Source organism: Agrococcus sp. TF02-05 (assembly GCF_017565345.1).
GTDB classification, from domain to species: Bacteria; Actinomycetota; Actinomycetes; order Actinomycetales; family Microbacteriaceae; genus Agrococcus; species Agrococcus pavilionensis.
The window spans coordinates 310,987-337,507 of the sequence record NZ_JAGEKO010000004.1; the positions used below are offsets into that span (position 1 = coordinate 310,987).

At 74.4% G+C, this 26,521-nt stretch carries 23 protein-coding genes, 1 tRNA gene, 1 pseudogene and 1 riboswitch; of the genes and pseudogenes, 17 read left to right on the forward strand and 8 right to left on the reverse strand.

All coding sequences use genetic code 11. The annotated features are described in order from the left end of the window. Positions 1–180 precede the first annotated feature (180 nt). The 4 genes from JQT67_RS05365 to JQT67_RS05380 are packed head-to-tail and all read left to right on the forward strand — an operon-like array spanning position 181 to position 4,218. Positions 181–1,314 carry a glycosyltransferase gene (locus tag JQT67_RS05365; RefSeq protein ID WP_208063830.1) on the forward strand — a complete coding sequence of 378 codons (1,134 nt, stop codon included), beginning with the start codon at positions 181–183 and terminating at the stop codon, positions 1,312–1,314. Next, positions 1,311–2,402, forward strand: a complete 1,092-nt coding sequence (locus tag JQT67_RS05370) for a glycosyltransferase family 4 protein (protein WP_307864222.1) — start codon at positions 1,311–1,313, stop codon at positions 2,400–2,402. Before JQT67_RS05365 ends, JQT67_RS05370 begins: the two co-directional genes overlap by 4 nt. Next, positions 2,399–3,388, forward strand: coding sequence for a glycosyltransferase (locus tag JQT67_RS13740; RefSeq protein WP_208063831.1), 990 nt, complete (start codon positions 2,399–2,401; stop codon positions 3,386–3,388). Before JQT67_RS05370 ends, JQT67_RS13740 begins: the two co-directional genes overlap by 4 nt. Next, entirely contained in the window at positions 3,385–4,218 is an 834-nt protein-coding gene (locus JQT67_RS05380; protein ID WP_307864223.1) for a galactosyltransferase-related protein, read from the forward strand. The genes JQT67_RS13740 and JQT67_RS05380 overlap by 4 nt, the downstream gene beginning before the upstream one ends. Positions 4,219–4,237: 19 nt before the next feature. Here JQT67_RS05380 and JQT67_RS05385 read toward each other — a convergent pair. Continuing rightward, a tRNA-Leu gene (locus tag JQT67_RS05385) sits at positions 4,238–4,311 on the reverse strand. 26 nt (positions 4,312–4,337) lie between these two features. Further along, entirely contained in the window at positions 4,338–4,721 is a 384-nt protein-coding gene (locus tag JQT67_RS05390) for a hypothetical protein (protein ID WP_208063832.1), read from the reverse strand. A gap of 30 nt (positions 4,722–4,751) precedes the next feature. Here JQT67_RS05390 and JQT67_RS05395 point away from each other — a divergent pair, with 30 nt between their 5' ends. Together JQT67_RS05395 and JQT67_RS05400 are read left to right on the forward strand one after the other, a co-directional pair. Next, a complete protein-coding gene (locus JQT67_RS05395; RefSeq protein WP_208063833.1) occupies positions 4,752–5,288 on the forward strand; it encodes a gamma carbonic anhydrase family protein in 537 nt (178 codons plus the stop codon). A 59-nt stretch (positions 5,289–5,347) separates the two neighbouring features. Continuing rightward, complete coding sequence (locus tag JQT67_RS05400) at positions 5,348–5,842, forward strand: SRPBCC domain-containing protein (RefSeq protein ID WP_021010768.1); 495 nt, start codon at positions 5,348–5,350, stop codon at positions 5,840–5,842. Between the two features lie 182 nt (positions 5,843–6,024). Here the strand turns inward: JQT67_RS05400 and JQT67_RS05405 are convergent, their stop codons facing one another. Further along, complete coding sequence (locus tag JQT67_RS05405; RefSeq protein WP_021010769.1) at positions 6,025–6,912, reverse strand: bifunctional methylenetetrahydrofolate dehydrogenase/methenyltetrahydrofolate cyclohydrolase; 888 nt, start codon at positions 6,910–6,912, stop codon at positions 6,025–6,027. Then, the gene (gene glyA / locus JQT67_RS05410) at positions 6,909–8,240 is read right to left on the reverse strand and encodes a serine hydroxymethyltransferase (RefSeq protein ID WP_307864225.1); all 1,332 of its coding nucleotides are present in this window, start codon (positions 8,238–8,240) and stop codon (positions 6,909–6,911) included. Before glyA ends, JQT67_RS05405 begins: the two co-directional genes overlap by 4 nt. Positions 8,241–8,279: 39 nt before the next feature. Beyond that, a riboswitch (ZMP/ZTP riboswitch) is annotated at positions 8,280–8,358 on the reverse strand. A gap of 120 nt (positions 8,359–8,478) precedes the next feature. Between glyA and JQT67_RS05415 the strand changes: the two genes are divergently transcribed. Beyond that, positions 8,479–9,249, forward strand: a complete 771-nt coding sequence (locus tag JQT67_RS05415) for an SDR family oxidoreductase (RefSeq protein ID WP_208063834.1) — start codon at positions 8,479–8,481, stop codon at positions 9,247–9,249. A gap of 88 nt (positions 9,250–9,337) precedes the next feature. Next, positions 9,338–9,853 carry a DinB family protein gene (locus tag JQT67_RS05420; RefSeq protein WP_208063835.1) on the forward strand — a complete coding sequence of 172 codons (516 nt, stop codon included), beginning with the start codon at positions 9,338–9,340 and terminating at the stop codon, positions 9,851–9,853. Positions 9,854–9,964: 111 nt separating this feature from the next. Here JQT67_RS05420 and JQT67_RS05425 read toward each other — a convergent pair whose 3' ends face one another. After that, complete coding sequence (locus tag JQT67_RS05425; RefSeq protein ID WP_208063836.1) at positions 9,965–13,525, reverse strand: bifunctional proline dehydrogenase/L-glutamate gamma-semialdehyde dehydrogenase; 3,561 nt, start codon at positions 13,523–13,525, stop codon at positions 9,965–9,967. A 152-nt stretch (positions 13,526–13,677) separates the two neighbouring features. Here JQT67_RS05425 and JQT67_RS05430 point away from each other — a divergent pair, with 152 nt between their 5' ends. Beyond that, positions 13,678–14,568: a LysR substrate-binding domain-containing protein gene (locus JQT67_RS05430; RefSeq protein WP_208063837.1), complete on the forward strand. Its 891-nt coding sequence runs from the start codon at positions 13,678–13,680 to the stop codon at positions 14,566–14,568. Positions 14,569–14,591: 23 nt separating this feature from the next. On the opposite strand, the gene JQT67_RS05435 is transcribed toward JQT67_RS05430, so the two are convergent. Then, positions 14,592–15,821: an MFS transporter gene (locus JQT67_RS05435; protein ID WP_208063838.1), complete on the reverse strand. Its 1,230-nt coding sequence runs from the start codon at positions 15,819–15,821 to the stop codon at positions 14,592–14,594. Positions 15,822–15,856: 35 nt separating this feature from the next. Here JQT67_RS05435 and JQT67_RS13745 point away from each other — a divergent pair, with 35 nt between their 5' ends. The 5 genes from JQT67_RS13745 (at position 15,857) to JQT67_RS05465 (ending at position 21,983) form a co-directional block, all read left to right on the forward strand. Continuing rightward, positions 15,857–16,156 (forward strand): DivIVA domain-containing protein, encoded by a 300-nt coding sequence (locus tag JQT67_RS13745; RefSeq protein WP_021010776.1) that lies wholly within the window; start codon positions 15,857–15,859, stop codon positions 16,154–16,156. A gap of 20 nt (positions 16,157–16,176) precedes the next feature. Next, positions 16,177–16,476, forward strand: a complete 300-nt coding sequence (locus JQT67_RS05450; RefSeq protein WP_021010777.1) for a hypothetical protein — start codon at positions 16,177–16,179, stop codon at positions 16,474–16,476. 27 nt (positions 16,477–16,503) lie between these two features. Continuing rightward, positions 16,504–17,355, forward strand: a complete 852-nt coding sequence (gene purU / locus JQT67_RS05455) for a formyltetrahydrofolate deformylase (protein WP_021010778.1) — start codon at positions 16,504–16,506, stop codon at positions 17,353–17,355. A 126-nt stretch (positions 17,356–17,481) separates the two neighbouring features. Next, entirely contained in the window at positions 17,482–20,769 is a 3,288-nt protein-coding gene (locus JQT67_RS05460) for an ExeM/NucH family extracellular endonuclease (RefSeq protein ID WP_208063839.1), read from the forward strand. An 80-nt stretch (positions 20,770–20,849) separates the two neighbouring features. Then, on the forward strand, positions 20,850–21,983 hold the full coding sequence (locus JQT67_RS05465; RefSeq protein ID WP_307864227.1) for an amidohydrolase family protein: 1,134 nt from the start codon (positions 20,850–20,852) through the stop codon (positions 21,981–21,983). A 15-nt stretch (positions 21,984–21,998) separates the two neighbouring features. On the opposite strand, the gene JQT67_RS05470 is transcribed toward JQT67_RS05465, so the two are convergent. Beyond that, positions 21,999–22,199, reverse strand: coding sequence for a hypothetical protein (locus JQT67_RS05470; protein ID WP_208063976.1), 201 nt, complete (start codon positions 22,197–22,199; stop codon positions 21,999–22,001). A gap of 9 nt (positions 22,200–22,208) precedes the next feature. On the opposite strand from JQT67_RS05470, the gene JQT67_RS05475 reads away from it, so the two are divergent. From JQT67_RS05475 to JQT67_RS13435, 3 genes and pseudogenes are all read left to right on the forward strand, one after another. Then, a complete protein-coding gene (locus JQT67_RS05475; protein WP_307864229.1) occupies positions 22,209–22,661 on the forward strand; it encodes a PfkB family carbohydrate kinase in 453 nt (150 codons plus the stop codon). Then, positions 22,661–22,825, forward strand: a pseudogene (locus JQT67_RS13430) (class II fructose-bisphosphate aldolase); the annotation flags it as partial. The gene JQT67_RS05475 and the pseudogene JQT67_RS13430, both read left to right, overlap by 1 nt. A 50-nt stretch (positions 22,826–22,875) precedes the next feature. Further along, entirely contained in the window at positions 22,876–23,088 is a 213-nt protein-coding gene (locus tag JQT67_RS13435; RefSeq protein WP_307864230.1) for a hypothetical protein, read from the forward strand. A gap of 6 nt (positions 23,089–23,094) precedes the next feature. Here the strand turns inward: JQT67_RS13435 and JQT67_RS05485 are convergent, their stop codons facing one another. Further along, on the reverse strand, positions 23,095–26,487 hold the full coding sequence (locus tag JQT67_RS05485) for an error-prone DNA polymerase (RefSeq protein WP_208063842.1): 3,393 nt from the start codon (positions 26,485–26,487) through the stop codon (positions 23,095–23,097). Positions 26,488–26,521 lie beyond the last annotated feature (34 nt).

Below are 26,521 nucleotides of genomic sequence, written 5' to 3' on the forward strand. Positions count from 1 at the left end.
GTCCCCCTAAGAAGCGGTTCTACTTCACTTCTCTGGGAGGAGCAACGTTCTGAGAGCACGGTGCGGCGAGCGACGCTCAGGTCTGTGAGCACTTCTCCAGGGATGACCGCCGAGGATGCTGACTGTGCAGGAGATCGGGATGGCGCAGGTGACGCCGGTGCGGACGCGAGGTCGAGGGCGATGACGGGCTCGACCGCGACCCGGGAGGTCGCGACCGGGATCGATGCCGATCGCCGGACGATCCGCGTCGCCTCCGTGCCCGCGTCGCACGTGTACGTGTACCACCTCGCGCCCGTGCACGACGCGGAGGACGAGCCGCGCATCGAGCGGCTCGACGATCCGAATCCCGACGACCCCGCGAGGCCCGCGGGCGCCAAGTGGTGGCCGCCGACGATGCTCGAGCCCGCATGGGTGCGGGCGAACCCGGGCTTCGACCTCATGCACCTGCAGTTCGGCTTCGACGCCCGCACGCCGGCGCAGCTCGAGCAGCTCGTCGAGGCGCTGCGCGAGACCGGCCGCCCGCTCGTCTACACCGTGCACGACCTCCGCAACCCGCACCACGAGACCCGCGAGGCGCACGACGCGCAGCTCGACGTGCTCATCCCCGCTGCCGACGCGCTCGTGACGCTCACGCCCGGCGCCGCTGCCGAGATCCGGCGCCGGTGGGGCGTCGAGGCGCGCGTGCTGCCGCATCCCCACGTCGTCGACCTCGAGACGATGCGCAGGGCATCCGCTCGCCCGCCGCGCGAGCCCGGCGACCCGTTCCGCATCGGCGTGCACGTCAAGAGCCTGCGCGCGAGCATGAACCCGCTCCCGGTCGTGCGCACGCTGAGCGAGATCGTGCGCGAGCTGCCCGGCGCGGTGCTGCAGGTCAACGGCCACACCGACGTGCTGCGGCCGGGCGAGCGGCACGACCGCCCGCTCGCCGAGCTGCTCGAGCAGCAGGCCGCCGCGGGGCTGCTCGAGCTGCACGTGCACGACTTCCTCGACGACGCGGCGCTGTGGGCCTACCTGTCGTCGCTCGACGTGTCGGTGCTGCCCTACCGGTTCGGCACCCACTCGGGCTGGCTCGAGGCGTGCCGCGACCTCGGCACGGCGGTCATCGCGCCCGATTGCGGCTACTACCGCGAGCAGGGCCCGGTCTTCGAGTACCGCAACCGCGACGACGACTTCGACCCCGCGTCGCTCCGCTCCGCCGTGCTCGCGGCCTACGCCGCCGGCTCGCCCGCGCCGGCGAGCATCGCCGAGCGCATCGCCGAGCGCGACGCGGTCGCCCGCGCGCACGCGCAGCTCTACGGAGAGCTCGTGCGGTGAGCGGGCTGCGCATCTGCCTCATCGCCTCGAGCCGCTTCCCGGTCGCCGAGCCCTTCGTCGGCGGGCTCGAGGCGCACACGCACGCGCTCGCGCGCGCGCTCATCGAGCGCGGGCACTCGGTGACGCTCTTCGCGGGCGAGGGCTCCGACCCCGCGCTCGGCGCCCGCACGCTCATCGCCGAGCGCTTCGAGCCCTCCGCCGGCGCGCGCCGCGACGTCGGCGCCCCGCCGCTGCAGTGGATGCAGGAGCACCACGCCTACCTCGCGCTGTGCCTCGAGCTCGCGGCCACCGGCGCGGATCGCTTCGACGTCATCCACAACAACTCGCTCCACCACCTGCCCGTCGCGATGTCGAGCGCGATCGAGGTGCCGATGCTCACGACGCTCCACACGCCGCCGACGCCGTGGCTCGAGTCGGCGCTGCCCTACGCGTCCGAGCGCTCGCGCTTCGTCGCGGTGAGCGGCTTCACCGCGCGCCAGTGGCAGGACTCGGTGCGCGCCTCGGTCGTGCTCAACGGCGTCGACACCGCCCGCTGGCAGCCGGGACCGGGCGGCGGACCGGCGATCTGGTTCGGCCGGCTCGTGCCCGAGAAGGCGCCGCACCTCGCGATCCGCGCCGCGCAGCTCGCGGGCATGCCGCTCGACCTCGCCGGGCCGGTGCTCGACGACGCGTACTTCGAGGCCGAGGTCGCCCCGCACCTCGGCTCGCGCGACGGGGGCCCGCGCATCCGCTACCTCGGGCACCTCGGCTCCGTCGAGCTCGCCCAGCGGGTCGGCGAGGCCTCGGTCACCGTCGTGACCCCGTCGTGGGACGAGCCGTACGGCCTCGTCGCCGCCGAGTCGATGGCGGCGGGCACGCCGGTCGCCGCCCTCGCGCGCGGCGGCCTGACCGAGGTCATCTCGCCCGAGAGCGGCCGCTTGTGCCACTCGGAGGACTCCGCCGAGCTCGCGCGCGCGATGCGGGAGGCGAGCGCCCTCTCGCGCGCCGAGACGCGCGCGCACGCCGTCGCCCACTGCTCGATCGAGGCGATGGTCGAGGCCTACGAGCGCTGCTACGCCTCGCTCGCCGACGAGCGGCGAGCGGCGTGATCGGCTACTACGTGCACCACCACGGCCGCGGGCACCGCTCGCGCGCGACGGCGATCGCGGCGGCGCTCGACCGACCCGTCACCGGGCTCTCGAGCCTGCCCGCGCCGCCCGACTGGGCTGGCGACTGGGTGCAGCTGCCGGCCGACGACGCGGGTCCGCCGGCCGTCGACGCCGACGCGCGCGGGCGGCTGCACTGGGTGCCGCTTGGCCACCCGGGCCTGCGCGCGCGCATGGCGCGCATCGCGCGGTGGATCGACGAGCACCGGCCCGCCGCGATCGTCGTCGACGTGTCGGTCGAGGTCGCGCTGCTCGCGCGCCTGCACGGCGTGCCGGTGGTGACGGTCGCCATGCCGGGGCATCGCGCCGACCCGGCGCACGAGCTCGGCTTCGCGATCGCCGACGAGCTCATCGGCGCCTGGCCGCGGGAGGCCGACCCGCTCGGCGACGCGGCGCTCCGCTCGCGCGTGCACGCGGTCGGGGCGATCTCGCGCTTCGCGCCGACCGAGCCGACCGCGGCCGCTCGCGAGCGCCGCAGCGTCGTCGTGCTCGGCGGCGCCGGCGGCGACGAGTTCACGGCGGATGCGGTGGCTCGCGCCCGCGGGGAGACGCCCGGCTGGGAGTGGACCCACCTCGGTGCCAACGGGTCGTGGACGGACGATCCGTGGTCGGCGCTCCTCGACGCATCCGTCGTCGTCACGCACGCGGGCGAGAGCGCGATCGCCGAGGTCGCCGCGGCGCGGCGCCCCGCGATCGTCATCCCGCAGCCGCGGCCGCACGACGAGCAGCGGTGCACGGCCTCGGTGCTCGCCGACGAGCGCTGGCCCGCGCTCGTGGAGGCCGAGTGGCCGACGACGGGGTGGCCGGCCCTGCTCGAGCGCGCGGACTCGCTCGACGCCGGCTCGTGGCGGGCCTGGAACGACGGGCGCGGCGCCGAGCGCGCCGCCGCGGTCATCGCGGCCGTGGCCGATCGGAGCGGCACCCGGTGACGCGCGTCGCCGTCATCACGATCGCCCACGGCCGGCACGAGCACTGGGCGCTGCAGGAGGCCGCGCTCGCGCGCTCCGAGCGGCGGCCCGACGAGCGCATCCTCGTCACGATGGACGACCCGGCGCTCGCGAGCGCCGCGCGCGAGCGCGGCGACGTGCGCGTCGTCGAGACCGGCGGCGACGAGCGCGGCCTGCCGCTCGCGCGGGCCCGGAACCTCGGCGCCCAGGCCGCCCTCGAGGCGGGAGCCGACGTACTCGTGCTGCTCGACGTCGACTGCCTGCCCGCGCCCGCGCTCGTCGACGCGTACGCGCGGGCCGCGGAGGCGCCCGAGACGCGCGAGAGCCTGCTCTCCGGCCCCGTCACCTACCTCGATCCCCCGCCGCGCGAGGGCTACGAGCTCGACCGGCTCCCCTCGCTCGACCGACCGCATCCGGCCCGGCCGGCTCCAGCGCCGGGCGAGATCGAGCTCGGCGGCTCGCACGACCTCTTCTGGTCGCTGTCGTTCGCGCTGCGCGCGGAGCTGTGGCACCGCATCGGCGGCTTCCACGAGGGCTACGTCGGCTACGGCGGGGAGGACACCGACTTCGCGTGGCGAGCGCGCGAGCTCGGCATCCCGATGGCGTGGATCGGCGGGGCGCGGGCCTTCCACCAGCACCACCCGATCGAGGATCCGCCGCGGCGCCACCTCGACGCGATCCTGCGCAACGGCGCGCTCTTCCGCGACCGCTGGGGCACGTGGCCCATGCGGGGCTGGCTCGACGCGTTCGCGGAGGAGGGGCTCGTCGAGCGCACCGCGGGCGGCGACTACCGGCGCCGGCAGCAGCGCTGACGCGGCCGCGGCGGCCGGGTGCCCCCGCTGGGACTCGAACCCAGACTGCGCGGAGTTTAAGTCCGCTGCCTCTGCCGATTGGGCTACGGGGGCGCGGGCGCCGCGCGCCCGCTCCAACGCTAGTCGGCGCCCCGCTCGAGCACGGCCACGAAGCGCTCCGGCAGCAGCACGTTGTCGCCCGCGCCGCGGAAGAGCGGCGCGATCTCGGCCGGCGTGAAGCCCGCGATGCCGCACCCGATCTCGGTGACGAGGAACTCAAGCTCGGGATGCTCGGCCGCGAAGGCGAGGAACGCCCCGACCTCGCGCTCGATGACCCCGAGCCCGCTCATCGTGTCGATCGCGAACGACTGCCCGTGCAGGCCGTGCCCCTCGCCCCACACCGCGCCGAAGCGCTCCATCGCCGTGCGAGCGGCACCGGCCCCGTGCATCCCCTCGGCGTTCGAGCCGAAGACGAACACCTGCTGCGGCTCGAGGGACTCGACCCTCGTCGGCGACGTGCGCATGCCCCTACCGTACGCGCGTACCCTGGCGCCATGACCGTCCACGAGCGCGCCACGATCATCCCGCTGCCCGACCGCGTGCCCCATGTGCCCAAGAGCGCGCTCGTCATGCCGGGCGCGGTCATCGCCGGCGCCGTCTCGCTCGGCGAGCGCGTCGGCATCTGGCCCGGCGCGTCGCTGCGCGCCGAGGAGGAGGCCGTCGCGATCGGCGACGACTCGAACGTGCAGGACAGCTGCTCGCTGCACGTCGACAAGGGCTCGCCGCTCACGATCGGCGCGCGGGTCTCGATCGGCCACAACGCGGTCGTGCACGGCTGCACGGTCGAGGACGACGTGCTCATCGGCATGCACGCGACCGTCATGAACGGCGCGGTGATCGGCTCCGGCACGATCGTCGCCGCGGGCGCGCTCGTCACCGAGGGCACGGTCGTGCCGCCGAACTCGCTCGTCGCGGGCGTGCCGGGCAAGGTGCGCCGCGAGACGACGGAGGACGAGCGGCGCGCGATCGCGAGGAACGCCGCGACCTACTCGGAGCGCATCCGCCTCTACGTCGACGCCTTCGCGCGGTAGCCGCTCTGGCGCGCGGCGCGGGCGGATGCGTAGGCTCGGCCCAGAGCGGAGGGAGCCGCATGGCGATCGAGGCGACGGGCACCGTGATCGAGCACGGCGAGACGGCGGAGCTCGTGCTTGAGCGCCGCGTGCCGCATGACGCGATCGCCGTCTGGCCCTACTTCGCGGAATCGCGCGAGCTCGGGATGTGGTTCGGCGGCTACGCGGGCGACCCCGACTCGGGCGAGGTCGTCGTCGCGATGAGCGCCGAGGAGGGCGACGCGACGATCGCGGTCGAGATCATCGACTGCGCCGCGCCCGAGCACCTCGCGGTCGTCACGAACGACGACCACGGCTCGTGGAGCCTCGAGGTCGAGCTCATCGACGGCGGCCACGAGCAGGGATCCGGCACGACGGTGCGCTTCACCCACCACGACGTCGCGCTCGCGGCGCTGCCCGACATCGGGCCGGGCTGGGAGTGGTACCTCGACCGGCTCGTCGCCGCGCTCGACGGGCAGCCGATGCCCGAGTGGGACGACTACTACCCCGCGCTGCGGGAGGCGTACACGCGCTGAGCGGCCCCTTCCCGCTGGTCGAGCAGCCCGGCCGCTCCGCCCACGCTGGTCGAGCAGCCCGGCCGTAGGCCGGGCGCATCGAGACCACGTCGCACCCGTCTCGACACGGGCCTGCGGCCCTACTCGACGAGCGGAGGGCGGGGACTCCGGCCCTGCACGACGAGCGGAGGGCGGGGCGGCCGCTAGCGCGACCGCACCGCCTTCTCCGCCATCTGCACGACGTTGTCGAGCAGCATGACGCGCGTCATCGGGCCGACGCCGCCGGGCACGGGCGAGATCCAGCCGGCGACCTCGCGCACACCCGGGTCGACGTCGCCGAGCAGCTTGACCTTGCCGGTCTCGGCCGAGAGCCCGCGCGTGATGCCGACGTCGAGCACGGCCGCGCCGGGCTTGACCCAGTCGGCCTTGATGAGCCCCGGCACGCCGACCGCCGCGACGACGATGTCGGCCTCGCGCACCTGCGCCGCGAGATCCGGCGTGCGCGAGTGGCACAGCGTCACGGTCGCGTCGATGCCCTTGCGCGTCAGCAGCAGCCCGAGCGGCCGGCCGACTGTGAGGCCGCGGCCGACGATCGCGACCGTCGCTCCCGCGATCTCGATGTCGTGGCGCCGCAGCATCTGCACGATGCCGGCGGGCGTGCACGGCAGCGGCGAGTCGATCGGGCCGTCGACGCCGAGCACGAGCCGCCCGAGGTTCTCGGGGTGGAGGCCGTCGGCATCCTTCGCCGGGTCCATGAGCTCGAGCATCGCGTGCTCGTCGTGCCCCGCGGGCAGCGGCAGCTGGATGATGTAGCCCGTCACCTCGCGCGCGCTGTTGAGGTCGCGGATCGCGGCCTGCACGTCGGCGATCGACGCGCTCGAGGGCAGGTCGACGCGGATCGACTCGATGCCGACCTCGGCGCAGTCGCGGTGCTTGCCCTTGACGTACGACTGGCTGCCCGGGTCGTCGCCGACGAGCAGCGTGCCGAGCCCGGGCACTAGCCCCTTGCCGCGGAGGGCGTCGACGCGATCGCGCAGCTCGTCCTTGATCGCGGCGGCGGTGCGGTTGCCGTCGAGCAGCTGCGCGGTCATCGGTCGACGCTCGAGCCGAGCTCGTGCACCGCCTCCGGCTGGCCCGAGGGGCCCACGCCCGGGTAGAGCGGGAACGCGTCGGCGAGCTTCGCCACCCGCGCGCGGAGCGCATCCAGGTCTGCCCCAGGCAGCAGCGCGAGCGCGATGATGTCGGCGACCTCGGTGAACTCCTCGTCGCCGAAGCCGCGCGTCGCGAGCGCGGGCGTGCCGATGCGGAGGCCGCTCGTCACCATCGGCGGGCGCGGGTCGTTCGGCACCGCGTTGCGGTTGACGGTGATGCGGATCTCGTGCAGGAGGTCCTCGGCCTGCTTGCCGTCGATCGCCGCGTCGCGGAGGTCGACGAGCACGAGGTGCACGTCGGTGCCGTCCGAGCGCACGGTGATGCCCGCATCCCGCACGTCGTCCTGCATGAGGCGGTCGGCGAGGATGTGCGCGCCGCGCAGGGTGCGCTCCTGGCGCTCCTTGAACTCCTCCGAGCCCGCGAGCTTGAACGCGGTCGCCTTCGCGGCGATGACGTGCATGAGCGGGCCGCCCTGCTGGCCCGGGAAGACCGCGGAGTTGAGCTTCTTCGCGATGTCGGCCTCGTTCGTGAGGATGAAGCCCGAGCGGGGGCCGCCGATCGTCTTGTGCACGGTCGAGGAGACGACGTGCGCGTGCGGCACGGGGTTGGGGTGGAGGCCCGCGGCGACGAGGCCAGCGAAGTGCGCCATGTCGACCCACAGGAGCGCGCCGACCTCATCGGCGATCTCGCGGAAGGCGGCGAAGTCGAGCTGGCGGGGGTAGGCCGACCAGCCGGCGATGATGACCTTGGGCTTGTGCTCCTGCGCGAGGCGGCGCACCTCGTCCATGTCGACGCGGCTCGTGGCCTCGTCGACGCCGTAGGCGACGATGTCGTAGAGGCGGCCCGAGAAGTTGATCTTCATGCCGTGCGTGAGGTGGCCGCCGTGGTCGAGCGAGAGGCCGAGGATCGTGTCGCCGGGGCGAGCGATCGCGTGCAGCACCGCGGCGTTGGCGGTCGCGCCCGAGTGCGGCTGCACGTTGGCGTACTCGGCGCCGAAGAGCGCCTTCGCGCGCTCGATCGCGAGCGACTCGGCGACGTCGACGTGCTCGCAGCCGCCGTAGTAGCGGCGGCCCGGGTAGCCCTCGGCGTACTTGTTCGTGAGCACGGATCCGGCGGCCTCGAGCACCGCGACGGGCACGAAGTTCTCGCTCGCGATCATCTCGAGGTAGTCGCGCTGGCGGTCGAGCTCGAGCTGCAGCACCGCGGCGATCTCGGGATCGACCTCCGTGAGCGGCGAGTTGAACGTGGAGGGCAGGCGGTCGGTCACGGTTGCTCCTTCGCTGGGGGCGCTGGCGCGCGTCGCTGGTTCGGATGCCCAGGCGCGCGGCGGCTGCTCGGCCGCTCCCCGGTGGTGCTCCACCATTGCGCCAGTCACGGCCGCTCCCATCGTAGCCCGCGCGAGGAGGGCGACGACGGATGCGTCGGGTCGAGCGAACCTCATTGACACGGCCGTGCGCGTGGCCGGATGCTGGCGATCGATCACTTCGACGAAGAAGGAGCACTGCATGAGCGTCATCGACCTGACCGGCAAGGTCGCGATCATCACCGGCGGCGGCAGCGGCATCGGCCGCGCGACCGCCCAACTGTTCACCGAGCTCGGCGCGAAGGTCGTCGTGAGCGACATCGCCCAGACCGCCGACGAGACCGTCGCGAGCATCGAGGCATCCGGCGGCACCGCATCCGCCATGGTGGGCGACATCGGCGACGTCGCCGTCGCGGACGCGGTCGTCGCGGCGGCGGTCGAGCGCTACGGCCGCCTCGACGTGCTCGTCAACAACGCCGGCATCATGGACCACTTCGCGGGCGCCGCGAACGTCGACGACGCGCTGTGGGAGCGCATCATGCGCGTGAACCTCAACGCGCCGTTCTACCTCACGCGCGCGGCGCTCAAGGTGATGCTGCCGCAGGGCTCGGGCTCGATCGTGAACGTCTCGAGCGCGGCGGGCATCCGCGGGGCCGCCGCGGGAGCGGCCTACACCGCCTCGAAGCACGGGCTCGTCGGCCTCACCCGCAACACCGCCTACATGTACGGCAAGCAGGGCATCCGCGCGAACGCGATCTGCCCCGGCGGCGTCGCGACGAACGTCATGACCGAAGACGTGCAGCGCGGCATCGACCACGAGGGGCTCGCGGCGCTCGGCCCCGTGCACCAGGGCGCGCTGCGGAACGCCGAGCCGATCGAGCAGGCGAACCTCGCGGCGTTCCTGGCCTCGGATGCGGCGGTCAACGTCAACGGCGCGATCATCCCGAACGACGGCGGCTGGGCCGCGGGCTGAGCCCGGCCTCGCCGGCCGCGGCGCTGAGCGGCTGGCGACGACGGAGCCAGTCGAGCGGGCGGATGCGCGGGCGTGCTTGGATCGGCGCATGGACGACGGCGACCGCTCCCGCTCGCTGCTGCTCGGCGCGCTCGACGCGCAGCGGCAGCACGTGCTCGCCGCGATCGACGGGCTGAGCGACGCGCAGCTGCGCGCCGCGGTGCTGCCGTCGGGCTGGTCTCCGATCGGGCTCGTGCGGCACCTCACGCTCGGCGGCGAGCGCTACTGGTTCCACACCGTGGTCGCCGGCGAGCCGCTCGACTACTGGCCTGTCGACCAGCCGGAGCTCGACGAGGGGCGGCCCGCCGACTGGCGCGTCGAGTCGCACGAGTCGACGGATGCCGTGGTGGCGGAGTATCGCGAGGCGATCGCGCGCTCGGATGCGATCCTCGCCGCGCTGCCGCTCGGCGCCCCGCCCCGCCGCCGCGAGCCGGAGTGGCCGGCGGAGCGGTTCGCCGACCTCGAGGCGGTGCTGCTGCACGTGGTCCTCGACGCGGCGACGCACGCCGGCCACCTCGACGCGGCCCGCGAGCTCATCGACGGTCGCCAGCACCTCGTGCTCTGACCGACCTGCGCGATGGGATCCCTCCCACCGAACGGGACCTGGTGCACCGGGTCCCGGACGGCGGAAGGGGTCCCGCTCGAGCGAGCGAGACCCCTCCGCGGCGACGAGCGCCTAGATCAGGTGGTCGGTCAGGTGGTTCGGCGTGCCGAAGCGGTGCGCCGTGATCGCGATCGCCTGCTCGCGCAGGAACGGCAGCAGCTCGACGCGGCCCGCCTCCGTCACGGGGTGCGACACGATCGCGAGGTCGGGGCGGCCCTCGACCGCCTCGGCGATCGCCCGCACGCCGGCCGCGACCGCGTCGTCGGCCGCGAGGTAGCGGATGCGGCCCTGCTCGAGCCGCTGCGCGGAGCGGCGGAAGGCCGCGTCGTCCTCGACCGTCACGGGCACGCCCGCCGCCGCGAGCGCCGCCCGCACCGCGGGCGCCGACTCGATCGCGGTCGAGACCCGCACCTCGGCGCCCGCGCGGAGCGCGGCGACGACCGAGCGCGCGAGCTGCGCGACGCGGCCGCCCTCCGCGAGCCGGATCGTCACGCCCGGCATCGGCAGGTGGCGCAGGATGTCGCGCTCGGCCGAGAGCCCCTGCACGTCCTTCGCGACGCCGAGCTCGGTCGCCCACACGTGCTGGTCGGAGCCAGCCGCGCGCGCGAGCGCCTCCGCCTCGGCTGCCGTGACCGACGCATCCGTCGCCTTGACGAGCGACTCGACCGCGTCGACGATCGCCTGCACCGCGGGCAGCTCGATCGGGGCGGTCTCGCGCGCCTCGGCCGAGCGCCAGTCGACGAGCGGGAAGAGGTAGCTCGGGCCACCGGCCTTCGTCGTCGGGCCGACGACCGAGCGCTTCCAGCCGCCGAAGGGCTGGCGCTCGACGATCGCGCCCGTGATGCCGCGGTTGACGTAGAGGTTGCCCGCCTGCACGGTCTCGAGCCACAGCCCGATCTCGTCGGGGTCGAGCGAGTGGATGCCGGAGGTGAGCCCGTAGTCGACGTCGTTGACGAGCTCGATCGCCTCCTCGAGCGTCTCGACGCGCATGATGCCGAGGATCGGGCCGAAGTACTCGGTGCGGTGGTACTCGCTCCCCCGCTGCACGCCGGCGCGCAGGCCCGGGCTCCACAGCTTGCCGCTGTCGTCGAGCTGCTTCGGCTCGACGATCCACGACTCGCCCTCTCCGAGCGTCGTCAGCCCCTCGAGCAGCTTGCCCTCCGCGGGCGCGATGATCGGCCCCATCTGGCTGTCGGCGTCCCACGGGTAGCCGACGTCGAGCGAGCGCACGCCGTCGACGATCTGGCTGTGCAGGCGCTTCGAGCGCCCCGCCTGGCCGACGAGGATCGCGAGCGACGCCGCCGAGCACTTCTGCCCCGCGTGGCCGAACGCGCTCGCGACGATGTCCTTGGCCGCGAGGTCGAAGTCGGCCGAGGGCGTCACGATGATCGCGTTCTTGCCGCTCGTCTCGGCGAGCAGGTCGAGGTCGGGGCGGATGCGTCGGAAGGCCTGGGCGGTCTCGAACCCGCCCGTGAGGATCACGCGGTCGACGCGCGCGTCGCCGATGAGCTGGTCGCCGAGGCCGCGGTCGGCGAACTGCACGAAGTGCAGCACCTCGCGCGGCACTCCCGCCGCCCACAGCGCGTCGAGCATCACGGCGCCGGTGCGGGCGGTCGCGCGCGCGGGCTTGACGATGACGGATGCGCCCGAGGCGAGCGCCGCGAGCGTCGAGCCCGCGGGGATCGCGATCGGGAAGTTCCACGGCGGCGTCACGGCGATGAGCCGCGATGGCACCGCGACGGCGCCATCGACGCGGTCGAGGTCGCGCGCCCGCTCGGCGTAGTAGTGAGCGAAGTCGATCGCCTCGGAGACCTCGGGGTCGGACTGGTCGAGCGTCTTGCCCGCCTCGGCGGCCGCGACCTCCATGAGCTCGGCGCGGCGCGCCTCGAGCTCGCGGCCCGCGCGGTGCAGGATCGTGGCGCGCTCGTCGCCGGAGAGCGCCCGCCACGCGGCGTTCGCCTCGATCGCGGCCTCGATCGTCGCGTCGAGCTCCGCCGCCTCGCGCAGCGTCGCGGCCTCGACGAGGTCGACGCCGAGCCGCGACGACCTCGCGCGCTCGCGGATGCTCGCGGCCCACGCCTGGTTGGCCGGCAGCGACGGGTCGGAGTCGGGGGCGCTGCGGAAGCCGTCCTCGGGGGCGTCGACCGCATCCGCCGTCGTCACTGCCCTGCGATCCTGCGTGCGGTGCGTCGCGGGCGCGGGCGCCGCGAGCGCGTCGAGCGAGGCGAGGAAGCGGTCGCGCTCGCGCTCGAAGAGCGCCTCGTCGCGCGCGAGCTCGAACACGGCCGACATGAAGTTCTCGCGGCTCGCGCCCTCCTCGAGGCGGCGGATGAGGTAGGCGATCGCGACGTCGAACTCGCTCGGGTGCACGACGGGCGTGTAGAGCAGCAGCCCGCCGACGTCGCGGCGCACGACCTCGGCCTGGCCCTGCGCCATGCCGAGCAGCATCTCGAAGTCGAGCCCGCGCTCGATGCCGCGCTCCTTCGACAGCAGCCACGCGAAGGCGACGTCGAAGAGGTTGTGGCCCGCGACGCCGAGCTCGACGTTCGCGATGCGCTCGGGCGTGAGCGACCACGCGAGCACGCGCTTGTAGTGCGTGTCGCTGTCCTGCTTCGTGTGCCAGGTCGCGAGCGGCCAGCCGTGCAGCGACGCCTCGACCCGCTCCATCGGCAGGTTGGCGCCCTTGACGAGCCGCACCTTGACGGGGGCGCCGCCCGCGGCAACGCGCTCGCCGGCCCACGCCTGCAGGCGCTGCATCGCCGGCAGCGCGTCGGGGAGGTAGGCCTGCAGCACGATGCCGCCGCGGTACTGCTCGAGGCCCGGCGTCTCGAGGATCCGCGTGAAGACCGCCATGGTCATCTCGAGGTCCTTGTACTCCTCCATGTCGAGGTTGATGAACGTGCCGGTCGCGGCCGCGCGGCGGTAGAGCGGCAGCAGCCGCTCGATGACGTGGTCGACGGCCTCCTGGAACGCCCACGGCTGGTGCGGCGCGGTCGTCGCCGAGACCTTGATCGAGACGTAGTCGACGTCGGGGCGCTCGATGAGCGCGAGGGTGCCGTCGAGGCGGCGCTTCGCCTCGCGGTCGCCGAGCACGGCCTCGCCGAGGAGGTTGACGTTCAGTCGGGCGCCCGTGGCGCGGATGCGCTCGATCGCCTTGCCGAGGCGGGCGTCGGTCGCGTCGATGATGAGGTGGCCGACCATCTCGCGCAGCACGCGTCGCGCGATCGGCACGACGACGTGCGGGGCGAGCGGGGCGACGCCGCCGCCGAGCCTGAGCGCCTGCCGCATGGGCCAGGGCAGGAAGCCGGGCGCCATGCCGCCGATCTCGCGCAGCGTCTGCGCGGCGACGTGCACGTCCTCGGGGCGCACGACGCCGTCGACGAAGCGCACGGCGAAGTCGAGGCCCTTGGGGTCGCGCAGCACGCCCGCGAGCTGCTCGGCGCTCGCGTCGGCGGGGATGCGCTCGGCCTCCTCGAGCCACGAGCGCACCTGCGCGACGATCGCCGGCGCGAGCGCGCGCAGGCGCTCGAGCTCCGCCGCGTCGAGGCCGGTGCTCGGCTCGACCGCGTCGTGCCGCTCGGCGGTCGTCTCGGCGGTCGTGGTCGCTGTCGTCCCGGTGGCTGCTGCGCCCATGCGGCTGCCCTCCTCCTGCCGTCGTGCGGCTCGCGTCGTCGTCTGCGTGCGATGGCACGCCGGGGCCAGTATGCGCTCGCGCAACCGTCGCGTACAGTGACGGTTCGCGATGGATATCCGTCGTGATTCGCGATGCTTCTCGGGAGGGCCGAATGCTCGACGTCCGACGCTTGCGGCTGCTGCGGGAGCTGCGCCTGCGCGGCACGATCGCCGCGGTCGCGACCGCGCTCGCCTACGCGCCGAGCGCCGTCTCGCAGCAGCTCTCCGCGCTCGAGCGCGAGGTCGGCGTGCCGCTCACGCGCAAGCAGGGCAGGCGCCTCGCGCTCACCGCGCAGGGCGAGCTCCTCGCCGAGCACGCCGAGGGCATCCTCACCGGTCTCGAGGCGGCCGAGCGCGCCGTCGCCGCGTCGCTCGGGCGGCCGGTCGGCACCGTGCGCATCGCCGTGTTCCAGTCGGCAGCGCTCGGGCTCGTGCCCCACATGCTGCGGATCCTCGCCGACGAGGCGCCCGAGGTGCGGGTCGAGATGGTGCAGCGCGAGCCCGAGACGGCGCTCTACGACACCTTCGTCGGCGACTTCGACCTCGTGGTCGCCGAGCAGTACCCGGGGCACGCCGCACCGCAGCACGCGGGCCTCGACCGGCAGCTGCTCACGACCGACGCGCTGCGGCTCGCGGTGCCGCCCGACTCGCGCATCGAGCGGCTCGCCGACGCCGCCGCGCACGCGTGGGTCATGGAGCCCGTCGGCGCCGCGTCGCGGCACTTCGGCGAGCAGCAGTGCCGGGTCGCGGGCTTCGAGCCCGACGTGCGCTTCGCGACCGCCGACCTCCAGGCGCAGATGCGGCTCATCGAGACGGGCCACGCGGTCGGCATCGTGAACGACCTCACGTGGGTCGGCACGGAGGTCGGCTTCCGCATCGTCGAGCTGCCGGGCGCACCCCGGCGCGAGGTCTTCACCGCCGCGCGCGCCGCCTCGGAGGGCGACCCGGCGATCGCGGCCGTGCGCGCCGCGCTCGCGGCCGCGGTGCCCGCCGGCCTGAGCTGAGACCCGCTCCCCGAGGAGCCGCGTCAGCGCAGCCGCGCGAGGTCGCGCCGGTGCAGCGCGACGTCGCTCGAGACGAGCACGAGCGCGATCCCGAGCCCGACGAGCAGCGCCCACGGCAGCGCGCCGACGCCGAGCGACTCGAGCACGAACGCGCCGAGCAGCGCGCCCGCGCCGATGCCGACGTTGAAGCCCGTCGTGTACCAGGCGGTCGCCTGCTGCAGCATCCGCTCGGGCGTCGCCTGCAGCTGCCGCGTCTGCAGCAGCGCCGGCAGCGCGCCGAGCGAGAACGCCCACAGCATCACCGCCGCGACCGTCAGCACGACGTGCTGCGAGAGCCCGAGCGCGAGCATCGCCGCGATGCCGGCGACGAGCATCGCGAGCGTCGCCGCGGTCGGCCGCTTGCCGAGCCACAGCGCGATCGCGAGCACCGCCGCGATGCCGACGACGCCGTAGCCGAACAGCGCGCCCGAGAGCCACGACTCGGGCACGCCCGCGTGATCCACGAGGAACGGCGAGACGTAGGTGTAGAGCGCGTAGTGGCCGAGCATGACGACGGTCGTCGAGAGGATCGCGAGCGCGACGCCGCGCACGCTCTTGCCCGGCTCGGGATCGGGCAGCGCGATCGAGCCCGTCGAGGTCGTGGCTCGGTCGCGCAAGTGGTCGACGGGCGGCAGCAGCCGCCACACGGCCACCGCGACCGCGAGACACACGGCGCCGAAGAGCGCGAACGACCAGCGCCAGCCGATGAGCTGGCCGAGCAGCGTCGCGAGCGGCAGCCCGAGCACGTAGGCGAACGAGCCGCCCGCCGAGGTGATCGCGACGGCGCGCGCGAGCTGGTGGGGCTTTACGAGGTAGGCGGCATAGGCGCCCACGACCGTCCAGAAGACGCCGTGCACGATGCCGCCCACGACACGGAAGGCGACCGACCACGCGTAGTCGGGCGCGAGCGCCGACCCGAAGCAGCTGAGCCCGAACACCACGAGCACCGTGATGACGAGCAAGTGGCGGGGGATGCGTCGGGTCAGGCGGACGAGCGTCGTGGACGACGCGACGACGGTGAAGGCGAAGATCGTCACGAGCAGGCCGATCGCGCCCTCGCCCACGCCGAGCTCGCGGCTCATGGGCAGCAGCAGGCCCATCGGGAGCATCTCGACCGAGATGTTCGTGAAGACGGCGAGCGCGAGCACCGCGAGCGCGGCGGTCGGGAAGCGGTCCGCGGCCTTCCCCGCCCGGGTCGTCGACTGCTCACTCACGACCGGCAAGCCTATGCCGCCGATAGCATCGGGCCGTGCTCACCGCCGACGACGTCATCTCCGCGCGCTTCGCGACGACCCGCTTCGGCCCCGGCTACGACATGGACGCGGTCGACGACTTCCTCGACCGCGTCGCGCGCACGCTGCGCGCCTACGCCGAGCACGACGGCGACGGCATCGAGTTGCTCGCCGCCGACATCCCGGCGCAGCGCTTCTCGGTCACGACGTTCCGCGAGGGCTACGCGCAGCTCGAGGTCGACGACTTCCTCGACCGCGCCGAGACGGCGCTCCGCGCGCTCGAGGCCGCGGCGCTCCGCGGGCCGGCGGGCGCGTAGCGCGCCCCTACGCTTGCCGTGTGCTGACCACCGAGGCGATCACCGCCCTGCCCCTGCACTCCGCGAGCGCGTGGCAGCCGGGCTACCCCGCTCCCGCGGTCGACGCGTGGCGCGCGCGCGTGCTCGCCTTCGCCGCGGCGCCCGAGTCCGCCGACGGGGAGGCCGCGCTCGCGGACGTCATCGCCGGCGCCGTGTCGCTGCCCTCCACGATCGCGCTGAGCGGCGCGCGCTACCGCACCGCCGACGTCGACGCGCTGCTCGACCTCGTGGCCGGGGCGCTGCCCGAGCCCGAGTGGCCGGAGGGCTCGCGGCCGGAGTGAGGCGCGATCGCTCGTAGGATCGAGCGGATGAGCGCCAACCACTGGATCCTGTCGATCGTCTGCGACGACCGCCCCGGCATCGTCCACGCCATCACCGGCGCGATCGTGGCGTGCGGCGGCAACATCACCGAGTCGCAGCAGTTCTCCTCCGCCGACACCGACCGCTTCTTCATGCGCCTGCAGGTCGAGGCCGAGGCCGAGCGCGGCGACTTCGAGGAGCGGCTCGCGCCGGTCGTCGAGCGCTACGGCATGCAGTGGCAGCTCGACGACGTCGCCCGGCCGCTCAAGACGCTCGTGCTCGTCTCGAAGGCCGCGCACTGCCTCAACGACATGCTCTTCCGCCAGCGGGCCGGGCAGCTCTCGGTCGACATCCCGCTCGTGATGTCGAACCACCCCGACCTCGCGGGACTCGCGGCGTTCTACGGCGTGCCCTTCGAGCACGCGCCGGTCGTCGACGCCGACTCGAAGGCGGCGTTCGAGCGACGGATGCTCGAGGTCGTCGAGCGCGAGGGCGTCGAGCTCGTCGTGCTCGCCCGCTACATGCAGATCCTCTCCCCCGAGCTGTGCGCGGCGCTCGAGGGCCGGCTCATCAACATCCACCACTCCTTCCTGCCAGGCTTCAAGGGCGCGAACCCCTACCGGCAGGCGCACGCGCGGGGCGTGAAGCTCATCGGCGCGACCGCCCACTTCGTCACGAGCGACCTCGACGAGGGCCCGATCATCGAGCAGAACGTCGAGCGCGTCGACCACACGCAGAGCCCGGCGCAGCTCGTCGCGATCGGCCAGGACGTCGAGTCGCGCACCCTCTCGCGCGCCGTGCAGTGGTTCGCCGAGGACCGCGTGCTGCTCGACGGGCAGCGCACCATCATCTTCCGCTGACGCGTCCGGCACCGCCCGCGGACGCGCCCCGAGCGGCGTGTCACCGGCTGTTCACCGGAAAGCGGTGCGCTTGTCGTCGGCTGCGGCTAGGTTCAGGAGCACCCTGCACCTCAACGGAGTGGATCTATGCGCGCACGCACGATGCTCGGCACTGGAACAGTCGCCGCGCTGGCCCTCACGGGCCTGGTCGCCTCCCCGGCAGTCGCCGCGGAGCACCCAGTCATCAACGAGTTCTCGGCCGACGTCAACGGGACCGACACGAACGCCGAGTTCGTCGAGGTCCACGCGGCACCCGGCACCGACCTGAGCGATCACATGATCGTGATCGTCGAGGGCGACTCGAACAGCAACCAGGGCAAGGTCATCCGGGCCGACGCTGCGCCCGCGGTCGACGCGAGCGGCTTCGGCGTGCTGCGCTACGCGACCAACGGCATCCAGAACGGCTCTGCCTCGATCCTGCTCGTGCAGGGCACCGCGACCGGCGGCCAGGTCGTCGACGCCGACAAGGACGGCGCGATCGACGAGGGCGTCGGCTTCACCGTCGTCGACGCGGTCGGCGTCCGCGACGCCGACGCGGGCGACCTCGCGTGGGGCACGATCCTCGACCAGGGCTTCGACGGTGGCTCGGCCACCGTCGGCGGCGCGAGCCGCGTGCCCGACGGCACCGACACCGGCAGCGCGAGCGACTGGGTGCGCAACGCCTTCAACGGCGCCGGCATCGCGGGCTTCGAGGGCGCGACCCCCGAGCCCGGCCAGGCGTGGAACACCCCGGGCGTCGCGAACCGCGTCGTCGAGGTGCAGGAGCCGCCCGCCGACATCACGTGCGAGTCGGATGCGGTGACGATCGGCTCCGTCCAGGGCTCGGGCGACACGACGCCCGTCGCCGGCCAGGTGGTGACCGTGCGCGGCACGGTCGTCGGCGACTGGCAGGAGGGCGGCTTCAACGGCTTCCACCTGCAGGACGCCGGTGACGGCGACGCCGCCACGAGCGACGCCGTCTTCGTCTACGCGCCCGGCGCCGACGCCGTCACGGAGGGCGACCTCCTGACCGTCACCGGCACTGCCGGCGAGTTCCAGGGCCAGACGCAGCTGACGAACCCGTCGATCCTCGACTGCGGCGCCGGCACGGTGCCGGCGGCCGTCGAGCTCGAGCTGCCGATCGCCGACGAGGAGCGCTTCGAGGGCATGCTCGTCACGCTCCCGCAGGAGCTCTCGATCCTCGAGTACTTCAACTTCGGCCGCTACGGCGAGGTCGTGCTCGGCACCGACCGCCAGATGCAGCCGACCGCGGTCGCGGCGCCCGGCTCCGCCGAGGCCGCCGCCGTGCGCACCGCGAACGCCGAGCAGCGCATCACGGTCGACGACGGCCGCTCGGTGCAGAACGCCGACCCGGCGATCCACCCCGGCAACCTCGCGGAGTTCACGCTCGAGAACGACTTCCGCGGCGGCGACACGATCGAGGGCCTCACGGGCGTGCTGGAGTTCCGCAACTCCACGTGGAAGCTGCAGCCCACCGAGCCCGGCACCTACACCGCGGTGAACGAGCGCCCTGCGGCGCCCGAGATCGAGGGTGCCTCGCTCGAGGTCGCCTCGTTCAACGTGCTGAACTACTTCACGACGCTCAACGACCGCGGTGCCGTCACGGCCGAGGAGTTCGAGCGCCAGGAGGCGAAGATCGTCGCCGCGATCGACGAGCTCGACTCGGCCATCGTCGGCCTGCTCGAGATCGAGAACAACGACGGCGTCGCGCTCGAGACGCTCGTCGCGGCGCTCAACGAGGTCGCGGGCCCGAACGAGGACGGCACCGAGCGCTGGGCCGGCATCGACACCGGCACGCTCGGCACCGACGCCATCACGACGGCGCTCATCTACCAGCCCGCGCTCGTCGCACCGGCCGGCGCCTTCGCGACGCTCGACGAGTCGATCGACCCGCGCTTCGACACCGCCTACAACCGGCCCGCGCTCGCGCAGTCGTTCCGCGACCTCGAGACCGACCGCATCCTCACCGTCGCGGTCAACCACCTCAAGTCGAAGGGCTCGGCCTGCCCGGGCGATGAGGGCACGCCCGAGCAGGGCAACTGCAACGACGTGCGCACCGCGGCCGCCGCGGCGCTCGCCGACTGGCTCGAGGGCGACCCGACCGGGCAGGGCGCCGAGGGCTCCCTCATCATCGGCGACCTCAACGCCTACGACCACGAGGACCCGATCACGACGCTCGAGGCGGCCGGCTACACCGACCTGCTGGAGGAGTTCCAGGGCGAGGAGGCGTACACGTACGTCTTCGACGGCCAGCTCGGCTACCTCGACTACGGCCTCGCCGACGCCGGGCTCATGCCCTTCGTCGCCGGTGCCGCCGCGTGGCACGCGAACGCCGACGAGGTGAGCCTCATCGACTACTCGATGGCGTTCAAGCAGCCGGCGCAGGACGCGCTCTTCGCGCCCGACCCCTACCGCGCGAGCGACCACGACGCCGTCGTGATCGGCCTCGCGTGGGAGGCGCTGCCGCCCGTCGAGGCGACGGTCGAGACCTTCGCGGGTGCCGACCGCTACGAGGCGAACGTCGCGGTCTCCGAGGCGCTCTTCGAGCCGGGCACGGATGTCGTGCTCGCCTCCGGCGCGATCTTCACCGACGCGCTCACCGCCGGCCCGGCCGCGGCGCACGCGGACGCGAGCCTGCTGCTCACGCGCAGCGGCGCGCTGCCGGCCGTGACGGAGGCGGAGCTGCGCCGCCTGCAGCCGTCGAGCGTCACGATCGTGGGCGGCACCTCGACGATCTCGAGCGCAGTGGTCGAGCAGGTCTCGCAGGTCGTGCCCAACGCGACCGTGACGCGCGTCGCCGGCGGCGACCGCTACGAGACGGCGGCGCTCGTCGCCGAGCGCTTCTTCGGCACCGCCTCGCACGCGCTCATCGCGAGCGGCCTCGTGTTCTCGGACGCCGTGTCGGCGAGCGGCGTCGCTTCGGCCGTCGGCGACATGCCGGTGCTGCTGACGCCGCGCGAGTCGGCGAACGCCAGCACGCTCGGCGCGCTCGAGTCGCTCGGCGCCGCATCGGCGACCGTCGTCGGCGGGCGCGCGACCGTCGGCGACGCCGCGCTGCGCGGCTACCGCGACGCGGGTGTCGACGTCGACCGCATCGACGGCTACGACCGCTACGCGGTGAGCTCCCAGCTCGTGCGCGCCTTCATCGAGCCGCAGGAGCAGCAGGCGATCGCCATCGCCTCGGGCCGGGTGTTCCCCGACGCGCTCTCCGCGTCGATGCTCGCCGGCGAGCGGAGCGCGCCGGTGCTGCTCGCCGCCGGCTCGTGCGTGACGCTCGACGTGGAGGACACGATCGCGTGGCTCGCCCCGACGTCGGTCGCGAACGTCGGCGGCCCGGCGACGCTGTCGCCGAACGCGTGGCGCACCAGCTGCTGATCGCCTGACCCGAGGGCCCGCGCTGAGCCGACCGGCTCGGCGCGGGCCCTCGCCGTTCCCGCGCGCCCTACGCTGGCGGAGTGAGCGAGTCGAAGGTGCTGATGCGGGCCGGTCGGGCCCTGCTCGAGGGCGTGCTGGTGCCGGATGCGTGGCTCGAGCTCGAGGGCGGCGTCATCACCGCCGTGGGGCAGGGAGCGCCGCCGCGCGCGGCCGACATCGACCTGCCGCGCGCGACGCTCGCACCCGGCTTCGTCGACCTCCACTGCCACGGCGCCGTCGGCTCGGCGTTCGACGACGACGAGCCCGACTGGGATGCCGTGCTCGGCTTCCACGCCGCCCACGGCACGACGCGGCAGGCCGTCTCGCTCGTCACGGCGCCGCTCGACGCGCTCGTCCCGCGCGTCCGGGCGGCCGCGGCGCGCGCCGCCGTCGACCCCGCGGTGCTCGGCGTGCACCTCGAGGGGCCGTTCCTCGCCGACAGCCACCGCGGCGCCCACGACCCCGCCGCGCTCACGGCGCCGACCGCAGACGCGGTCGACCGACTGCTCGAGGCGGGCGATGGGCACGTCCTGCAGGTGACGATCGCGCCGGAGCTCCCGGGCGCGATCGAGGCGATCGCGCGCTTCTCGGCCGCGGGCGTGCGCGTCGCCGTCGGCCACACGGGCGCCGACGCCGCGACCGCGCGCGCGGCCTTCGACGCGGGCGCCACGCTCCTCACCCACGCGTGCAACGGCATGCCGCCCATGCACCACCGCTCCCCCGGTCCGCTCGCCGCCGCGCTGCTCGACGAGCGCGTGACGCTCGAGGCGATCGCCGACGGCGAGCACGTCGCTGCCGAGATGCTCGGCCTGCTCGCGCGCTCGGCGCCCGGCCGGCTCGCGCTCATCACCGACGCGATGGCCGCAGCCGGCATGCCCGACGGCGCCTACCGGATCGGCAGCCTCGACGTGCGCGTCGAGGAGGGCCTCCCGCGGCTCGCCGAGGGCGGCTCGATCGCGGGCTCGACGCTCACGCTCGACCGCGCCGTGCGCGTGCTCGTCGCGGCGGGCGCGCCGCTCGAGGCGGCGCTCGACGCCGCGTCGAGGGCGCCGGCCGACGCGCTCGGCCGGGCTGACCTCGGCCGCATCGAGGTCGGCGCGGCGGCCGACCTCGTCGCGCTCGACGAGCGGCTGGGCGTCGTCGGCACCTGGCGCGCGGGCGAGCCCGTCCGCTGAGCCGCGGGCAGCGGGTCAGCGGCGCTCGGCGACCGCCCGGGCCGACGGCCGGCTCGCGGCCGCCTCGTCGACGAGCACGAGCGCGTCGGGGTGCAGCTGCAGCGCCGAGGCGGGGCACGCGGGGTCGGGCCCGCCCTCGACCGAGTCGAGGTCGTCCCACGAGACCACCTCGAGGTTGATCCCGCGGCGGTGCTCGCGCTGCTCGATGCCGCGCACGAGCGGGGCGTGCCGGCGATCGCCGACGTGCCGGGCTCGCTGCTGCGATCGGCGATCGACGCGGGCGCGAGCCACGTCAAGCCGAACCGGGCCGAGCTCGCCGAGGCGACCGGCATGGCCGACCCCGTCGCCGCCGCCCGCTCGCTCGCCGGGCGCGGCGCGACCGCGCTCGCGTCCCTCGACGCCGAGGGGCTCGTGCTCGTCGACGAGCGACGCGCGGTGGCCGCTGCCCTCGACCGGCCGCTCGAGGGCAACACGACCGGCGCGGGCGATGCGGCGGTCGCCGCGCTCGCCGCGTGCCTCGCCGAGGGCGAGGCCGACCCGCACGCGATCGCGCACCGCTGCGCGCTCTGGTCGGCGGCCGCCGTGCTCCACCCGCTCGCCGGCTCGATCGGCGCGCCCGACGACCCCGTCCTCGCCGCGCTCGCCGAGCGCATCCGCACTCGAGACCTGGAGGCCTGATGCCGCTCATCCCCACCGCCGAGCTGCTCGCCGAGGCGCGCGCCGAGCACCGCGGCCTCGCGGCGTTCAACGTGCTGCACCTCGAGTCGGCCGAGGCGTTCGCCGCCGCCGCGGAGGCGACCGGCCTGCCGGTCGTGCTGCAGCTGAGCGAGAACTGCGTGCGCCGGCACGGCGCGCTGCGGCCGATCGGCTCGACCCCGAGGTCGGGCCGACCGTGCACGACGAGCGCGAGGCGCGCGTCAACCAGCTGCTCGCCGAGCGCGCGACCGAGGCGTGGATCGTCGCCGACTCGTCGAAGCTCGGGGTGCGCACGCTCGCGAGCGTCGCGCCGCTCGAGGCGTTCCGGGGCGTGATCACCGACGCGGGCATCGCCGACGAGATGCGCGACGCGCTCGAGTCGGCCGGGCTCGAGGTGCGGATCGCCTGACGGCGCTCAGGAGAAGTCGCGCGAGCCGGGGCTCGGCACCTCGAAGCGGTCGAGCCGGTCGGCGAGCACCGCGATGACGCCCTCGGGCGTGCGCTGCAGCATGCCGCGCACGATGAGCGCGGGCGAGTGCCGCGCGACCTGCCGCGAGTGCGCCCACAGCCCCTTCGAGATGATGACGTTGAGCATCCCCGTCTCGTCCTCGAGGTTCATGAAGGTCACGCCCTGCGCCGTGCTCGGCCGCTGCCGGTGCGTGACGATGCCCGCCGTCTGCACGCGTCGGCCGGGCTCGGCGTCGGCGAGCCGCTCGATCGGCAGCACGCCCCGCGCGTCGAGCATCGCCCGCGCGTGCCGCACGGGGTGGTCGTCGGTCGCGACGCCCGTCGACCAGATGTCGAGCGCCACCTGCTCGGAGGCCGAGAGCATCGGCAGCAGCGGCGGCTGGATGACGAGCTGCGAGCCCTCGAGCTGATCCTCCCGCTCGGTCGAGGCGGGGCCCGCGAGCCACAGCCCCTCGCGGCGGCTGACGCCGAGCGCGTCGAGCGCACCGGCGGTCGCGAGCGCCTCGAGCTCGCCGCGGTCGAGGTCGGCGCGGCGCGCGAGGTCGTGGATGTCGCGCAGCGGCGCGGTCTCGCGCGCCGCGACGATGCGCTCGGCCGCCCCCTCGCCGACGCCCGCGACGCTCGCGAGCCCCATCCGCACCGCGAAGCCCGCGTCGCGGCGATGCCGGTCGCGCATCGCGAGCGACTCCGAGGCCACCGGCGGCACGGGCGGCTGCTCGCGCTCGAGGCACGCGTCGAGACCGGGGCGGCGCTCGCCGTGCCGCTCGAGGCCCGCGACGGCGGCCGAGCGCACCACGCACGGGCGCAGCGTCTCGACCCCGTGCCGCAGCGCATCCTTCACGAGCGTCTGCGGCGACCAGAACCCCATCGGCTGGCTGCGCAGCAGCCCCGCGAGGAACGCCGCCGGGTAGTGCAGCTTGAGCCACGAGGAGGAGTAGACGAGCTTGCCGAACGCGAGCGAGTGCGACTCGGCGAAGCCGAAGCCCGCGAACGCCTCGATCTTGCGGTAGATCGACTCGGCCGTCGCGTCGTCGACGCCGTTGGCGGCCATGCCGGCGAAGAGCTTCGCCTTGAGCGCCTCGATGCGCTCGCGCGAGCGCTTCGAGCCGATCGCGCGCCGCAGCTGGTCGGCCTCGGCGGCGTCGAAGCCGCCGACCGCGACCGACATCTGCATGAGCTGCTCCTGGAACAGCGGCACCCCGAGCGTGCGCTCGAGCACGGGCACGAGCAGCTCGTGCGGGTAGCTGATCGGCTCGGCGCCCGTGCGGCGGCGGATGTAGGGGTGCACCGCGCCGCCCTGGATCGGGCCGGGGCGGATGAGCGCGATCTCGATCACGAGGTCGTAGAAGCAGCGCGGCTTGAGGCGCGGGAGGGTCGCCATCTGCGCGCGCGACTCGACCTGGAACACGCCCACCGCATCCGCTTCGCACAGCATGTCGTAGACGCCCGCCTCCTCGGCGGGGATCGACGCGATCGACCACGCCTCGCCGAGGTGGTCGCGCGCGAGCTCGAGCGTGTGCGAGATGGCGCCGAGCATGCCGAGGCCCAGCAGGTCGAACTTCACGAGCCCCATCCACTCGCAGTCGTCCTTGTCCCACTGCAGCACCGTGCGGCCCGGCATGCGCGCGGGCTCGATCGGGCACACCGAGCCGACCGGCTCGTCGGTGAGCACCATGCCGCCCGAGTGGATGCCGAGGTGGCGCGGCGCGTGCAGGAACTCGGCGGCGAGCAGCGCGACGTCCTCGGGCATCCCGTCGACGTCGGGCTTCGAGTACGACTCGACCGACTTCGACCACGCGTTCTGCTGGCCGACGGCGTAGCCGAGCGCCTTCGCCGCGTCGCGCACCGCCGACTTCGGCCGGTAGGTGATGACGTTCGCGACCTGCGCGGCGTTGCGGCGGCCGTAGCGCTCGTAGACGTGCTGGATGACCTCCTCGCGCCGGCCCGCGTCGAAGTCGATGTCGATGTCGGGCTCCTCCTCGCGCATCATCGAGATGAAGCGCTCGAACGGCAGCTTGTAGCGGATGGGGTCGACGGCGGTGATGCCGAGGATGAAGCACACCGCGCTCGCGACCGCGCTGCCTCGGCCCTGGCAGAGGATGCCCTGCCGGTGCGCGAAGTCGGCGATCTCGAAGACGATGAGGAAGTAGCCGGCGAAGCCCTTGTGCTCGATGAGGCCGAGCTCGTGCTCGAGCCGCGCCGCGACCTCCGGGCTCGGGCGGCCGGCGCCGTCGACGTCGTAGACGCGCGGCAGCCGCTCGGCGACGAGCGCGCGCAGCCAGCTCATCGGCGAGTGGCCGTCGGGCACCGGCACGCGGGGCAGGCGAGGGGATGCGGCGCGCAGGTCGAAGGCGAGCTCGCGACCGAGGGCGGCGGCCGTGTCGATCGCGCCCGGGAAGCGCCGGAAGCGGCGGGCCATGACGTCGCCCGACCGCAGCGACGGGACGCCGCCCGCGGGCAGCCACGCGTCGAGCTCGTCGATCGAGCGGCGCGCGCGCACCGCCGCGACCGCGTCGCCGAGCCGCTGCTGCGCGGGGCTCGCGATGTGCGCGTTCGTCGTCGCGATCACCGGCAGGCCGCGCGCCTCGCCGAGCGCGGCGAGCGCCCGGTTGCGCTCGAAGTCGCGCGGGTCGCCGATGTCGCTCAGCTCCACCACGACGCGGTCCCGGCCGAAGAGCGACGCGAGCCGGTCGAGCTCGCGGCCCGCCGCATCCGTCCCCTCCGGGTCGGCGTCGCCGAACGCCTGCCGCACGGCGCCCTTGCGGCAGCCCGAGAGGATCATCCACTCGCCGCGCGCCGTCTCGGCGAGCCGCTCGAGCTCGAAGACGGGCCTGCCCTTCTCGCCCGGCGCGCCCTTCGCGTCGGTCGCGAGGTAGCCGTCGGTGAGCGCGGTCGCGAGCGCCGTGTAGCCGGCCGGGCCGGTCGCGAGCGCGACGAGGTGGCTGCCGCCCGGATCGGGCACGCCGTTCTGCGGCTCGTCGAGGCCGATCGAGAACTCGGTGCCGAAGACGGTCGGCAGCTCGGCCTCGGCGGCCGCCTCGGCGAAGCGCACCGCGCCGTAGAGCCCGTCGTGGTCGACGAGCGCGAGCGCCTCGAGGCCGAGCCGGCGCGCCTCGGTGACGAGCTCGGCAGGGCTCGCGGCGCCGTCGAGGAACGAGTAGTGCGAGTGCGCGTGCAGCTCGGCGTAGGGCGTGACCGCGCCGGGCTGCGGCACGCGCACGCGGCGGCGCCGCGCCTCGTCGAGGTCACGCGCGTGCGGCGTGCGGCCGGCGCTGACGTCGCGGTCGGAGAGGATGCCCTCGAGCTCGCTCCACGGCATCGCCGGGTTGTTCCAGCCCATCGGCTCGCCTCCCTCCCGCGTGTCGTCGAGGCGT

What these genes read in the sequence shown, in the direction of transcription:
- JQT67_RS05430 (WP_208063837.1), top strand. Translation starts at nt 13,678, where the DNA reads ATGCTCGACGTCCGACGCTTGCGGCTGCTGCGGGAGCTGCGCCTGCGC.
- JQT67_RS05365 (WP_208063830.1), top strand. Translation starts at nt 181, where the DNA reads ATGACGGGCTCGACCGCGACCCGGGAGGTCGCGACCGGGATCGATGCC.
- JQT67_RS05485 (WP_208063842.1), bottom strand. Translation starts at nt 26,487, where the DNA reads ATGGGCTGGAACAACCCGGCGATGCCGTGGAGCGAGCTCGAGGGCATC.
- JQT67_RS05425 (WP_208063836.1), bottom strand. Translation starts at nt 13,525, where the DNA reads ATGGGCGCAGCAGCCACCGGGACGACAGCGACCACGACCGCCGAGACG.
- JQT67_RS05460 (WP_208063839.1), top strand. Translation starts at nt 17,482, where the DNA reads ATGCGCGCACGCACGATGCTCGGCACTGGAACAGTCGCCGCGCTGGCC.
- JQT67_RS05405 (WP_021010769.1), bottom strand. Translation starts at nt 6,912, where the DNA reads ATGACCGCGCAGCTGCTCGACGGCAACCGCACCGCCGCCGCGATCAAG.
- JQT67_RS05395 (WP_208063833.1), top strand. Translation starts at nt 4,752, where the DNA reads ATGACCGTCCACGAGCGCGCCACGATCATCCCGCTGCCCGACCGCGTG.
- purU (WP_021010778.1), top strand. Translation starts at nt 16,504, where the DNA reads ATGAGCGCCAACCACTGGATCCTGTCGATCGTCTGCGACGACCGCCCC.
- JQT67_RS05390 (WP_208063832.1), bottom strand. Translation starts at nt 4,721, where the DNA reads ATGCGCACGTCGCCGACGAGGGTCGAGTCCCTCGAGCCGCAGCAGGTG.
- JQT67_RS05400 (WP_021010768.1), top strand. Translation starts at nt 5,348, where the DNA reads ATGGCGATCGAGGCGACGGGCACCGTGATCGAGCACGGCGAGACGGCG.
- JQT67_RS05415 (WP_208063834.1), top strand. Translation starts at nt 8,479, where the DNA reads ATGAGCGTCATCGACCTGACCGGCAAGGTCGCGATCATCACCGGCGGC.
- JQT67_RS05420 (WP_208063835.1), top strand. Translation starts at nt 9,338, where the DNA reads ATGGACGACGGCGACCGCTCCCGCTCGCTGCTGCTCGGCGCGCTCGAC.